A 14,439-nucleotide genomic window follows, 5' to 3' on the forward strand; every position below is an offset into this window, starting at 1 on the left:
ATTACTATTGAGATAACCAATGTTCAGCAATTTGCACAGCATTTGTTGCTGCTCCTTTGCGCAAATTATCTGAGACAATAAAAAGATGTAATCCTTGTTCGTCATAAACATCCTTACGCAAACGACCTACATGAACAAAATCATTACCCACAGCCTGCAAAGGCGTGGGATAACATTGGGTCTGCAAATTGTCGGCTAACTTAATACCTGGGGATTGAAGCAATGTTTGTCTTATTTTATCCATTGTAAATGGTTGAGCTAATTCTACATAAACTACCTCGCTATGACCATGAGCTATAGGTAAGCGTACACAAGTAACTGCTACAGGCAAAGAAGGTAATGAAAGAATTTTTTGCGTTTCATTAATCATTTTCATTTCTTCTCGGGTGTAACCATTATCCATAGGCATATCAATCTGAGGCAACACATTGTCAATGATTGGCTGCGGTTTGCATCCAGCTACTGGTAAAAAACGCGCTTGCAAAGTTTTATGAGCTAAAAGTGAAGCCTGCTGTTCTCTTAATTCAGCTAATGCCTTATCGCCTGCTCCGGAAACAGCTTGATATGTGGAGACAAAAACTCTTTTTAAACCGAATAGATCATGTAAAGGTTTCAAAGCAACAACCATTTGGATCGTGGAACAATTAGGATTAGCAATTAGACACTTATGTTGTGGAATCTCCTGCGGATTAACTTCGGGTACAACCAAAGGAACCCCTTGATCCATGCGAAAAAAACTCGTATTATCAATCACCAATGCTCCCTGCTTTAGAGCAACGGGGACAAAGCGACGACTAATATCCCCTCCTGCACTAAAAAAAACAATATCAACATCAACAAATGATGCATCAGTAGTTTCTTCAACAACATAAGTCTTGTCATTCCAACGAATATTTTGTCCAGCTGAACGCTTAGAAGCTAATAATTTAAGGTTTGTTAAAGGAAAAGAACGTTCTTTTAACACTTTTAAAAACATTTTACCAACCATGCCAGTAGCACCAACAATAGCAACTCGTAGTTGTTTGATCTTTTTAACCATTGACATAATAATATCCCACCTTTAAATGGATAAAAGATCAACATATAATTTCATATTTAGTCTAAATTATAAGATTAATGGTATAAGTATATCAACCATTACAAGCTAATGTAATACCTAAAACATCTTCTGATAAATGACCTCGCAAAAACTTATCTTCAACTAACCTACTGCGATTAACATTTACATCCACTAAAGGATGAGGAATAAATAGCGGTTGAATTTGTTTACCTTTCAACGCATAATGACATGTATCCATTATAAGAGACATATGCGCCTTTAACGATTTAGGCTTTCCTAAAGGATCATCTTGCCCCATAGGTACAAAATAAATATCCTTTGATGTAATTAGTCTAGCAATATTACTAAGATTCAAACCTAAAGCGTCATTGGTGGAAATCGCAATAACTACAGGTCGATGATTACGCATTTGCGCCTTCGCTGCCATAAGAACAGGACCATCTGTAAAAGCTTGCGACAATCGAGCCATTGTATTACCTGTACAAGGAGCTATCACCAAACAATCTAATAAACGTTTTGGACCAATAGCTTCTGTTTCAGCAATCTTTGTCCAAGGCTTATGACCTGCTGCTTCTGAGATCCGTTCACACCAATCATGAGCCTCCCCAAAACGACTATCTACTTGAGAAACAGTGTTTGACAAAATAGGGATAATCTTGACTTTTTGTTGGCGGAAATAAACTAATTGATCAATAACTTCATCATATGTACAATGAGAACCCGTAAAAGCAAATCCAAATGTTAAATCTCTAAATTTCAATGCAGACTCATCCCTTCATCTACCAGATAAAATTTCGACTATAGCGTCTGCTAATAAAAAACCAGCTGTTTGAGGCGCAACTTTTCCAGGCAAAGCAGGGGCAAGCATACTTTTCAAACCACGTTTAGCGACATATGTATGATCTAAACCTCCAGGAGAAGAAGCTAAATCTAAAATCCAAGTATGTTTAGGCAAAGCATCAATAATATCAGATGTGATAACAATCGATGGTACTGTATTAAATAACACATCAGCTCTAACAGCAGCACTTAAGTAATCATTAAACACCTGAAAACCCATCGCAATCCCTTGAGCTCGTTGCACAGGATTGCTTGTGGTAACAATTACTTTAGCACCTAACAAAAGTAATCTATGCGCAAGAAATAAACCTACACGACCTAAACCAACAACCCAACAAATAGACCCATGCAAAGTAAAAGGGGTATGCTGAATAGCTAGCATAATCGCCCCTTCAACAGTAGGAATAGCATTTTTAATCGCTATATCATCGCGTTCTAATAGTTCAACAAGAGAGATATGATAACTTTTGCATAATCGGCGCAAATAATTAGATTCTACACCTGTAAAAACCGTAGCATTTTGGGGTAAAGCACCTAAATGTTCACCTTTTAAAACAAGTTGTTTATCAGAAAATTTACTGAAAACATTACCCTCGTTATCTAAAGAAGAAACTGGCAAAACTAAAACTTCCGTCTCCGTTAGAGCACAAGTAGATAAATCACTATAAGAAACATTATCAGCCGTATACTTGAGCTCATCAAAACCAAATAAAACTAATTTAGCCCTTTGCGTTAACAAACGTTCCATAATCGCTAACTGACGATCATCCCCGCCTAAAATAGCAATTTTTTTGCCAACAAGCATTTTCTCAAACCCCCTTTACTAAGAAAAAAACAGCAAAAAAACGATAAAAATAGGCATAAAAGTAATATTTAATACCTTATGACTATGTGTATAATTTGGTTACCCAAAAAACAGAAAAAGACCTCTAAACACCCGTATGACCAAAACCACCTTCCGCTCTTTCGGTTTCATCCAATATATCAACATCTAATAATTGCACACATGGTAAAGCTTGAATAACTAACTGCGCAATACGATCACCGCACTTAATAACAAAAGGCACATCACCCAAATTAATCAACAAAACCGCGATTTCTCCCCGATAATCAGCATCTATAGTACCGGGAGCATTTAGAACAGTAACACCATAATTTTTCGAAAGACCACTACGAGGTCTTATTTGTCCCTCATAACCATCAGGTAAAGAGATCGAAATCCCCGTAGGTATCAATGCCCTCTTAAAAGGTAACAACGTAAAATCATCATCTAAAAAAGCAGCTAAATCAAACCCACTAGCCTGTTCAGACATACGTCTAGGGAGAGATACACGCTCTGTTTTACGCAAAACTTTTATATATATAATCCAACACCACCTCATAAATAATTTCCGCTGTTTTTAGCAATCATCTAATTCTTCATAATTCTACATGATTCTTTATTTTTAATAATTATTTATTTTAAACATTTTTTTGTTTTTAATTAAAATATTTAATCAAACAGTTTTTTTGCTTTGAATAAAAAAATAAATAGCAATACTTACTCTAGCAAAAATCTTTCTTTGAAAAAACTAAGAAAAAAATGCTGCAAACGATATAAGAAAAAACGAAATCCAAAAGCAAGTAATCCAAAAATAAAAGCTATATTAGGAGAAAAACTTGTCACAAGCACCGCACCCCAAGAAACACTAAACCAGCCAATACTTCTTCCAAGTGCAGGATAAAATATTTCTGCACACAAAAAAACAGCCCACCCTAAAAAACCAAGCATCCAGATTGAAGTCATTTGAGCCCATAGAAATGATAAGAAAAACATCTCTATCAAAGGTAAAAATACAAAAAAAGACCTTAAAAACACTTTCATTACTTAATTCACCCATTTTTTATCCCAAAAAATAAATTTATCAAAAAAGACAAGATAAAAAAGCAAGATAATAAAAACCAATGAAAAAACTCTGACTAAAGAATTACTTACTTGTAAATACAAAAAAACAAAAAATATAAATTAAAGTTTAATCACAAATCATATTAATAAATATCAATAATTCATAAAAATCTTAAAATATTATGGTATTACCAAAGTTTTCGATAACTGATATTTTAAGATTTTACAAACACAAATAGACATTCCTAAATACTCCGCGTAAAATGTAAGTGTTACGTACAAAATACAACAGGAGAATACAGAATGTCTATTAACCGTAGATTAACAAATAAATCTCATGCGGTCAAATTTTTTCGTAAATTAGATCTACCTTCCCGATTTTCTGCACCTGTTTTGAATTCTCCTTTGTATAAACAAATCATATTCAAACTTAGATTATAATAATCTTTTTAAGTTCCTTATTTAAAATCCAAAAATGATAGCCTATTTTTTTTAGAAATTAAATTAATATGCCAATATATAAAAGGTATAAATTTTTATATATTGGCATATTAATTTCCGATAATCTATACCAATAAACTATATTAGACTTTTTAAGACAAATCCCTAGAAAACAAGAAAATACTAAGCTTAATCTATCCTTTACTATAATTTAGTAATTAAAGTAATAACATAAAAACAATATACTTTGATATACTAAAAAATAATAACTTTAAAAAAAAAATAAAAAAGATGATCAATTGAAAATTACTTCTAGAAAATTAACAGTTAATCTATACATAACATTAGATCTACAAAATCCTTATATAGCTACTTTTCTTTTGTAGTGCTTTTTCAATGTATTGCATACATATAAATGAAAGAAAGCTAATTAATATTCTAAATATATACTTAAAGCAAAATAAATGCTGTTAGATAAAATATATTTACCAAAAAACACAATATGAGCGTATCTTTATCTAAGTAAAAAATTAATAAAATTTCTATCAAAACAACGACATATTATCCATGTATTTTTAGATGAAGTAAATTGGGATATTAACCCCAATTTACGAAAAAATTTGACCAAATGAGATCTATTTGTTAACCTACAATTAATAGACATTCTTTATCCTCCTGTTGGGTTTTGTTAGGACACTTATATTCTACACAGGTGATAGAGGAATGTCTATTTTTGTTTGTAAAATAATAAAATATAATATATTGTAAACTTTGGAAATATAATAATATTTTATTATTTTTATTAATAATTTACATTTTTTTGCTTTTTTTTGCATGTACAGTATATAAATGCTATTTTTAGAATAATTAAAAATAAAGCTGCTAAATTACGAGCTTGTCCAATAATCTATGTTAAAGCTTGTTTAAGAACCTAATTTAATGAACAAAAAGCTATGATAATGGCTATTTTTGTGTTTAAATTACAACATTACTAATCTGCTATATTAATATTTCTGTCCAAGTCCTACTCTAAAAACAAAAACACTATTTTGTAAAAACAAATAATATTAAAACTTAGATTATAATAATCTTTTTAAGTTAATTTTTAAAAATAAAAAATTATGGCCTATTTTTTTTTGGCAAGTACAGAATTAATAAACATTCTTTATACTACTTTTGCATTTGTTATAAAACTTAAATTTTACACAGGGGATTAAGAAATGTCTATTTTTGTTTGTAAAATCTTAAAATATAATCTATTGTAAACTTTGGAAATACAATTTTATGATTTTTATTAATAATTTACATTTTTTGTTTTTTTGCATGTACAGTAGTAATATAGATATAGAAAAAAAACAACACTATTATTAAAGTGTGTTGTTTTTTTTCTATATCTAAAGACGTTATATTTTAATTTCAAGATATAAATACACACAAATTTATCTTTTTTAAATTTCATATCTTAATTAAATCCCAAAACTAGTAATAATATATATAATATTTGTGAGTTTATTCAGATGATTATAACAATAAAGTTAATAAATAAGAACATATATTGGAATTTTATTTTTTTTAAAAAATTTTTAAAAATACCAACAAATAACAATTATTGGTATTAATCGCCTGTACTGTATTTAAGAACAAGTCCTTTATGTTTTGAAATAATCTTTGAAAAATAAATAAAAAATATGATCCGTATATAATTTTATTTAAGTTGTTCTTCTACAAAATCTATCCAACCTTGTCGTCGATAATAATCGGTTGGCATGCTGAAAATTAAACTTGAAACACGCAATAGCATAAACAAATAAATAAAAAACATCAAACAAATAATAATGCCCATTAAAAATATAGCTGAAAATGTATCCGGAAACCATTCCCATAAATAAATCGAAAAAATAGGAAGACTAGGTGCCAAAAATACATACATGAAAATAATAAAAAATAAAACTTTATTAGATAATTGATAATCTAATCCATATTGGCTATGCAAATAAGATTTTTCCATTTTTTTCTGTATAATCATCAGAATACACCAAATTAAAAATCCTATACGTATACCCCAAAGAGATGGCCAAGTGAATACAAGCGAAATTAAAGCAATAATCAACGTTATTTTGCTAAGCACATATAAAGCTAAAAAATTAAATTTCGTGGTCTTCTTATTGTTCGAATTAGCTATACTGTAACAATTGCCATAATAATCAATAATGCGATTCCAATACATCGATCTATATGCTTGATAAAAATTAATATAAAATGATTTAGCATCTGTTGGGATTTCATGCAATAACCCTAAAGCCCAATTTGGATCATTTTCATATTTAGCTTTAAACCGAAGATAATTATGAGCAAATTCCTCTTTCATATTATAAGGTAATCTTCTAAACATATTATAAGCAGCATTTTTATCATTCACTAAGTTAGCCCATAAAATAAATGTAAAAATCAAAATAAACAGAATGATTTGAACGATAAAAAAGGTTTTTAAATTTTCTATGCTCAAAAGAAAATTTAAAAATAAATCCAAAATATCACCTTGTAAATTTTCTCGAAATACCCAAAGGAAATTCTGGAAACACAAAAGTAATCCAAATAAAAATAAACTTTGTGTAAAAGAATCAAATATTTTCATAATTTTAATTGTCTTATCCTTATCATGCAAAAAATAATTATCAAAATTACGCAAAATAAACACCTCATTCCATAATTAACATTTTGAGCAACTCAATGAATAAGCAAACAGTTATCTGTAAACCACTTTATGCATTTTATCATAAATTTAGAATTTTGATCATGAATTTAAAACAATTCCCTTAAAATATGTTTTTTTAATAAATAGCTAATAAATATGTTAAAAAAATTAAAAAAACAAAACTTTAGTTTAAATTATCTAAGCTAAAATTTTGTTTTAATAAAAAGATTAAAAATTACAATGAGACTTACACGATATATTCATAGGAATCGAACAAAAACGTCCTGCAGCTGTAGCGCACATTAAAAAACACGACAACATAGCAGGCCAAGCCAATACTAAAGAAGTACAGGCAATCTCACAAGCAATCCCTGACAAACCATCACAGGCTACCATATGTCCAATCCTACATATACCACAACTTACTTCGTCCCCTCGTTTAGAACGTTTATTTCCTTCAGTAGCTAAAATATGTTCTGACTTACTTCCATTAGAAAAATATGTGCTTTTTTGACCATCTTTTTCAATATTAGCTATAGCTATAAAAGTACCATCTTCAAATTTACCTCTAGAATAAACAACTTGTCCTACAATTGCTTCCGTATCACGATCATAAACATCACGCACCATAAAACCATGCGTCATATCAGTACCACTTTTAGCTATTAAATTCGCTTTCCATTCATCAGGTATAACTTTATCTGTAAAATTAAGTCTAAATCCAGAAGCGTTTTCTAAATTATTACTTATAGATAAACCATGTCTTTCGAAATAATCAGATAAAGATTTTAAACTAGGGTAATCTTTATCTAAATTTTTACTCACTCTCTCCTTAGAAAGATACCTTACTTTAACCCCTTCTAATGGATCACCCTTATCTGAACAAACAAGAGGAACAGCAGCCTCTGTATTTTCTTGTCCATTTCCTGCTACAAATTTATCAACACTCGTAAAAGCATTACCATTATCATTTTTCAAAACAACTTCCCCAAAAGAAAGCGAAAATGAAGCCACCATCATAGCTAAAGAACTAGATATAGCTAACATTTTTTTAAATATATACTTTGGACACAAAACAATCATCTCCTCAAATATTTAGATTGAGGTGTTTTGTATAAATTTAAAAATAATTTATTATTCATATATGAAATGAAGTGAAGTGAAGTGAATATAAAAATTTTATGTATTATACAATAATATAATGATAGGTTTTGATGATATCATCCCAAAGATGACTATTATAATATAAAGATGATTTTATACAAAAACCTCTTATATTTAATATTGCGAATATTAAGAACTATGAAAATCATATCATATAAAACATTATAATACAAGTATCTCCTAACTTCTTTTATATGCCTTAAAATCAAAGATATGTTTTGTAATATCGAAAAAAAAATTAAAAACATTAAAAAAATTAAACATATCACAAAGCATATTATAAAATTTCCTATGAAAACAAATAATTATAAACTATTTTTTAAACCCGATAAATATATTTAGTAATCTAGATGAAATAATAAAACGCCAACCCAGATACAATAAAATATTAGATAGCAAAATATATATTGAAACATATTCCGAACCTATATCAATTGCATTAATATAGGTGTCGGTAGCTGCAGATAAGATGACTCCATAAAATAAGAAAATCAAAAATAATCCCCTATTTAAACTAGTATGATCCATCTTCGTCTCACACCAAGAAGACTCGAATGATTTCTGTAATTTGATTAAAAAACACCAAAGAAAAACACCCAATAAAACGATAAAACCAAAATATTGAGGCATAATGAACATTAAGATAAAAGTAGCTATTATAACTATAAAGCTAAGGTAGTAAAAAAGAAAAAATCGCGATTTGCTAATTTTATTTTTCTTATAAGCAGTTCTATAAAAATTATCAAAGCAATCATAAATATATAACCAATCTTCTTCAGATGAAATTCTCGATAAACCATCTTTATAATCATTTGCGATTGATTTTTTATGCAAATTACTTCTCTGATTCATTCTAATCTTAGCTATCACCAATATAAATATCGCAGGTAAACAACCAATGGCCACGCCAAAATAAATAGATAGGTAGTTATCTAAAAAATAATCAAAATTATCAACGAGGATAAAAAGGAACCATAACCATGAGGAGAAAAAAAACGCAAATACCGTATAATAAAAAATTTTAAATTTCAAAATATTGCGCTTAATATCCCTTGAAAAATCTAAATCTAATTCAGTCATAATGAAGCCTCCTTATACTATAAATTAAATTTTTGACCAAAATATAACTATACATAAAATTATTTTTTTTGATTGGGAATAATAATTTAATTACAACTAATGTATTAAATATCCCCATGTCGATATTTTAAATATATCCCAAAAAACCATTGTTATCATCGTTGCTTTTAAAATTTTATCATAAATTCAAAAAACAACGATGATGATGTTTATATATTTAAAAATATATAAACACTAGTATTTTCATTATAAATATATATTATTAATCTTTTTAAATCTCTTTCAAAAAATCATAAGCAAATTCTTTTAATTACCTATATTTATATTTAAATTAAAATAATGTTTGTTTTTTGGACTTGTCCAGAAATATTAATATAGCCAATTAGTAATTGTGTAATTTAAACACAAAAATAACCATTATAATAGCTTTTTGTGCATTAAATTAGGTTCTTAAAAACTCTTTAACATGGGTTATTGGACAAGCTCTTTATATTTTAAAACTATTTATGTAATTTAAAAAAAGTAGCCATTATAACAGCTTTTAGTTCATTAGATTAAGTCCTTAAAATCTGTTTATATTGTTTTTGAGACAAGCTCTATGAAAAAAAAGAGTCAATTGAAAATTATTTTAGCACAGTAAAAGTTACCCTATCTCTCGCTAGATATCAAGTTAGATTCACCCAATACTTGGATTGTTAATTTTCTGTGGTATTATTTATTTCAATGCGTTATTGTAGATAATTAAAATTGATGAAGGTTTTAAATCTATAATAAAAAGAAAAAATGCTATAGAATAAAATATATATGCACAAACTAAATCTGGCGTTTCTATTAGCTAAATCCAAAAACAACTAGGAGTTATATAGGGAAAATCCACCCGAAATTAATTTGCAATTTTTTACTGCATTATCCTACACATATAAGATTATAGATAAATTTCAAATATAATACCCAGTCCTTCTTATAGTCTTTAGGAAAACACTATAATAAGTACTATAGTTGATCCTTCCATAATATGAGTTTGGCAAAAAGTCTAATTATCAGAAAGTAAGGTTTATTTTTCCTCTTAACTTTCTTGATTATCTCTTCATAAACAACATCCTGCGTAGCTTTAATAAATATTTTTTTATCCTATTTTTAATTAGTCATCATATAACTTAATGAATCCTATTCTAAAAGTTTTTTTTATGAATATAAGACAAATTTCCGCTAAAATCCCAAGATAACCTACCATCTATAATATGGAAAAGATAATTAAAGATCGGTGCAAAAAATTGTAATATTAAAAACAATTCATGAAAAAATTCGACTAAATTAGATTTTTTGTTAACCTAAAATTAATATATATTTTTTATACTCTCGTTGTATTTTGTTTATAAAACTTACATTTTACATAGGAACTAAATTAATGTATATTTTTATTTATAAAATCTTAAAATATAATATATTGTAACCTTTGGAAATAAAATAATATTTTCTTATTTTTACTAATAATTTACATTTTTTTGCTTTTTTTGCATGTACAGAATTACACACAATAAATTTAACATCGATTAACTTTCCACTACTTTTTCTGATAATATTTTTCCATCTTTAGCGGGTTGGCTGTTTTCTACCCTATCAGTTTGGTTGTTTCCATCTATAGAGGGTTGGGTGGTTTATTCTATAGCAGTTAGCATGTTTTCAATAAATTGTTCTTCTAATTTAAATATTTTTTCCTCCAGATCAAGAGATAATTTTTTGGATTTTAAATCTGTATAATTTATATTTAATAAGCCTCTGTAATAAAGAAATTTATTAGATAAGTTTTGTGATTTCTCCTGAGCTTGTTTTAATATATCAATATCTGATTTGCTTTTAATGCTATTAAGTGCATTTTCTGCATCTTCTAGCTCTTTTTGTGCATATTTTTCTATTTTAGTCTTTAAATCATTATTCAAATTATCGAATTCACTATGCAAATTTTAACATTGTTTATCTATATTTTTTATATCTTCTTCATAAGAATATCCTTGTAATTTATTCTTTGCATTATAATCTTTTAGCAATATTAAACTTCTAGAAATTACATCCATTTTTTCTTTTATAAATTAATATTCATTGAGATCAAATATATCATCAATATTTCTGATTCTATTTATTCCAGTCTATATTTGAATAATAAAATCTTTTGAAATAAATCGGTTTAATTCTTTGCTAAATTCTAATGTTTGATTATGAAATTCAGAATATAATCACTTTAATTCTAAATTATTCGACAAATTATCTAAACTATTATACGGATTGATTTATTCAAAAAATTCATAAATTAACGATTTTAAATTTTCTATAATTCCATTTCCAATTTCTGATTCAATGTTAAACTTTATCACTTGATCTCGCATTGATTCTAGTCGTGATGGGGCTTCTGCTATTTTGGGTTGAATTAATCTATACCAAAAATCATAATTTTTTTATTTCCTCATTCGCAATTATTTATTTATCATCTAATTTGATTTTGCCTTTTGACAACGAAACTATATTATTATCTGATGATTCTAAAATATAATCATAATTACCACTATCGTATTCGATATTTGATGCAATTTCTAAAAATTTTAATTATTGAGATATTTTTTCAAATAGTGAATGGATATATTGTAGATTATTAATTCTTTCATTTTTTTCAGATGTTTTTTAGCCTCTTCTAATTGATAAACTGCTTTCTTAATCCTATTGTATATAAATACATTTAATTTTTTATAAAAATTTAATAATTTATCCATTAAATTGTTTAAGTTATCATTTACAGGTGATAACCTGTGATCAGATCTATATGTCATTGGAATAATTTTTTCTAATTCAACAATTATTTCTTTTGATTTTTTAAAATAATATATACTGTCTTCTTTTAGATTATTTTCCAATCCTGCGAAATCATTTTATAACTGTTGATTTTTTTTGCCCATTCTTCTATATTTAGACTCGATTGATCATCCATTGGTTGATTTTTCAACCCTGTATCAACCCTATCTTGTGATGCTATCGATAATTGATAACTAAAAGCGTTTAAATACATAGATGAACTGACTATAATTAGAATTGCAGGAAATAAAATTTCTTTTAAGTTATTTGTTATTTTTTTTCATCTTGCACTATAGCACCTCTATATCGAATTAATTCATCAAATATTATATACTTCTTTACATGAAAAAAAGTAAAAAAATGTAAATTATTAATAAAAATAATAAAATATTATTGCATTTCCAAAGTTTACAATATATTATATTTTCCGATTTTACAAACAAAAATAGACATTCATCTACCACCTGCGTAGAATATAAGTGTCTTAACAAAAAACAACAGGGGGGATAGAGAATGTCTATTAATTGTAGGTTAAAAAATAAATCCCATTTGGTCAAATTTTTTCTTAAATTGGGGTTAATATCCCAATTTACTTCATCTGTTTTTAATCATATTTTGCAGATTATTGATGGTATTTTGTCACAAAACTTTAACAAAACTTTGTCAGATATTCATAAAAAAAGCTTTTATAACAGGTGTTGACAAACGATAAGTCATATGATTATTAATTCGAAATGGAATGAAAAACACTTAATGAAGCCATAAAAAATTTTGCTTATGAAGAAGTTATCCATCAAGCTAAGAGAAAAAATAAACCTTACTTTCTGATAATTGACGATACAGTATGCCATAAGACAAAGCCATCATAATTAGCTGAACACCCTATGAAAGAAGCAAGTTATCATTATTCTAATTTAGCTAAAAGGAGTGTATATGGTCATTCTATTGTTCAAGCTATGTTACATACAGATGGTTTAAGCTATCCTATAGAAGTTAAACGTGCTAATAAAACAGAAAGCAATAAAATGGATACTGCTTGCAATATCATATCTAGTGCTCCTGAGCCAGATCACAAAGCATATGTTTGCGTAGATTCTTGGTATATTTCAAAAAAGATAATCGAAACAAGCTTAAAAAAAGGATTTAATTTTATAGGTGCATTAAAAATCGATATTGTTATTTTTCCTTTGGGCATTAAAAATCAAATAAAAATGTTTTTAAATTTTATAAAAAATACAGATACAAAAGTTGTTACCATTAAAAAACAAAAGTATCGTGTTTATAGATATGAAGGTAATCTTAATTTTATTGACAATGCGGTTGCCCTTATTTGCGTTAAGGAAGGTCAATATATATCTAAAGCAAAAGCTTTTATTTACACAGATATGGAGCTAAGTAATGAAGAAATTCTAAATTATTATTCGAACAGATGGGAAATCGAAACCTATTTTAGAAAAGCTAAAAATTATCTTTCTTTGCAAGGATACCAAGTCATATCCAACAAAAATTTAGATAGATACTTAATTTTACAAATGTTTGTAGCAATATATTGTATACATACAAGTAATGGTAATCTCCTACAGGGATTACGTAAATATCAGGATAAAAAAGAAGCTGATCGAATAGAAGATATGATTGATATATTCATTTCATACTTGAAAGAGATAATATCATATTTAGATATTCCTACGCATATATCTGTGAAGCTTATTTTATCACGTGCCAAAAAAGGATTAAGAGCAGCGCTAAGGTCCTACTGTTATCAATTTGAAGAGGTAGCCTAAATATGCAAATACAATTAAAAAGGATAAATATGGTCAAAACCTAAAAAAGCTAGGTTTGTTTTTTGGCCATCCATAAATATAATTAAATTTATTATAGAAATACAAATATATAAATTCTCTTTTTAGAGTAATTAAACATAAGTATGCTAAATTACCCTAAAAATAAAAACGCTCTTTTGTATAAACAAATAATGTTCAAACTTAGATTATAATAAACTTTTCAAGTTAATTTTTGAAAATCAAAAATTATGGCCTATTTTTTTTGGCAAGTACAGATACTGAAAAAAAAAAAGAATAAAATATATAAAAATTACCACCATAATTATAGTGAAAATAGCATAAAATATCAATATAAATTTAATAATAGATAAGTTATAAATAAACTATATATAATATCATTCTTGTAAAATTATTTATTTTTATTAAGATAATAACAAACTGTACTTTATCATTATTCTTTTCAGGTACGCCTTTAGATCAAAAACCTAAATATGGGAATTGTATTGTTAAATCTATGTTTCATAATAATTTTTCTATCCATTGACAATTAAAAATCATAATAAAATAAAAAACCTAAAGATTAGGCTTTTTGATAATAATTTATAAACATAAAATAATTAATATAAATTATAAGTTTAATTTAGTT

Annotated in this window: 15 protein-coding genes; 3 read left to right on the plus strand and 12 right to left on the minus strand. The window is 27.1% G+C overall.

Annotated elements, in window-relative coordinates:
• Positions 1-4: 4 nt before the first annotated feature.
• From VS182_RS07050 to VS182_RS07070, 5 genes are all read right to left on the minus strand, one after another.
• Complete coding sequence (locus VS182_RS07050) at positions 5-1,045, minus strand: aspartate-semialdehyde dehydrogenase (RefSeq protein WP_479484444.1); 1,041 nt, start codon at positions 1,043-1,045, stop codon at positions 5-7.
• Positions 1,046-1,130: 85 nt separating this feature from the next.
• Positions 1,131-1,820, minus strand: a complete 690-nt coding sequence (locus VS182_RS07055) for a dipicolinate synthase subunit B (protein ID WP_479488442.1) — start codon at positions 1,818-1,820, stop codon at positions 1,131-1,133.
• 15 nt (positions 1,821-1,835) lie between these two features.
• A complete protein-coding gene (gene dpsA, locus VS182_RS07060) occupies positions 1,836-2,705 on the minus strand; it encodes a dipicolinate synthase subunit DpsA (RefSeq protein WP_479492562.1) in 870 nt (289 codons plus the stop codon).
• 124 nt (positions 2,706-2,829) lie between these two features.
• On the minus strand, positions 2,830-3,282 hold the full coding sequence (gene dut, locus VS182_RS07065; RefSeq protein ID WP_479488683.1) for a dUTP diphosphatase: 453 nt from the start codon (positions 3,280-3,282) through the stop codon (positions 2,830-2,832).
• A gap of 158 nt (positions 3,283-3,440) precedes the next feature.
• On the minus strand, positions 3,441-3,764 hold the full coding sequence (locus VS182_RS07070; RefSeq protein ID WP_479492563.1) for a hypothetical protein: 324 nt from the start codon (positions 3,762-3,764) through the stop codon (positions 3,441-3,443).
• Between the two features lie 324 nt (positions 3,765-4,088).
• On the opposite strand from VS182_RS07070, the gene VS182_RS07075 reads away from it, so the two are divergent.
• The gene (locus VS182_RS07075) at positions 4,089-4,226 is read left to right on the plus strand and encodes a hypothetical protein (protein ID WP_479484449.1); all 138 of its coding nucleotides are present in this window, start codon (positions 4,089-4,091) and stop codon (positions 4,224-4,226) included.
• A 514-nt stretch (positions 4,227-4,740) separates the two neighbouring features.
• On the opposite strand, the gene VS182_RS07080 is transcribed toward VS182_RS07075, so the two are convergent.
• The 7 genes from VS182_RS07080 to VS182_RS07110 form a co-directional block, all read right to left on the minus strand.
• A complete protein-coding gene (locus VS182_RS07080) occupies positions 4,741-4,890 on the minus strand; it encodes a hypothetical protein (RefSeq protein ID WP_479484450.1) in 150 nt (49 codons plus the stop codon).
• A 1,041-nt stretch (positions 4,891-5,931) separates the two neighbouring features.
• Positions 5,932-6,645, minus strand: a complete 714-nt coding sequence (locus VS182_RS07085) for a hypothetical protein (RefSeq protein WP_479488684.1) — start codon at positions 6,643-6,645, stop codon at positions 5,932-5,934.
• Positions 6,646-7,149: 504 nt separating this feature from the next.
• Positions 7,150-7,968, minus strand: coding sequence for a hypothetical protein (locus tag VS182_RS07090; protein WP_479492564.1), 819 nt, complete (start codon positions 7,966-7,968; stop codon positions 7,150-7,152).
• A gap of 429 nt (positions 7,969-8,397) precedes the next feature.
• The gene (locus tag VS182_RS07095; protein WP_479484453.1) at positions 8,398-9,165 is read right to left on the minus strand and encodes a hypothetical protein; all 768 of its coding nucleotides are present in this window, start codon (positions 9,163-9,165) and stop codon (positions 8,398-8,400) included.
• 1,658 nt (positions 9,166-10,823) lie between these two features.
• Positions 10,824-11,105: a hypothetical protein gene (locus tag VS182_RS07100; RefSeq protein ID WP_479484454.1), complete on the minus strand. Its 282-nt coding sequence runs from the start codon at positions 11,103-11,105 to the stop codon at positions 10,824-10,826.
• Between the two features lie 657 nt (positions 11,106-11,762).
• Complete coding sequence (locus tag VS182_RS07105) at positions 11,763-12,071, minus strand: hypothetical protein (protein ID WP_479488686.1); 309 nt, start codon at positions 12,069-12,071, stop codon at positions 11,763-11,765.
• Positions 12,056-12,223 (minus strand): hypothetical protein, encoded by a 168-nt coding sequence (locus VS182_RS07110; protein ID WP_479484456.1) that lies wholly within the window; start codon positions 12,221-12,223, stop codon positions 12,056-12,058. Before VS182_RS07110 ends, VS182_RS07105 begins: the two co-directional genes overlap by 16 nt.
• 299 nt (positions 12,224-12,522) lie before the next feature.
• On the opposite strand from VS182_RS07110, the gene VS182_RS07115 reads away from it, so the two are divergent.
• Both VS182_RS07115 and VS182_RS07120 read left to right on the plus strand, forming a co-directional pair.
• Positions 12,523-12,711: a hypothetical protein gene (locus VS182_RS07115; RefSeq protein ID WP_479492565.1), complete on the plus strand. Its 189-nt coding sequence runs from the start codon at positions 12,523-12,525 to the stop codon at positions 12,709-12,711.
• A 182-nt stretch (positions 12,712-12,893) separates the two neighbouring features.
• Positions 12,894-13,793 (plus strand): transposase, encoded by a 900-nt coding sequence (locus VS182_RS07120; RefSeq protein ID WP_479488687.1) that lies wholly within the window; start codon positions 12,894-12,896, stop codon positions 13,791-13,793.
• The last annotated feature ends 646 nt before the right edge of the window (positions 13,794-14,439 follow it).

The sequence above is a fragment of the Pasteuria ramosa genome, from assembly GCF_056496785.1.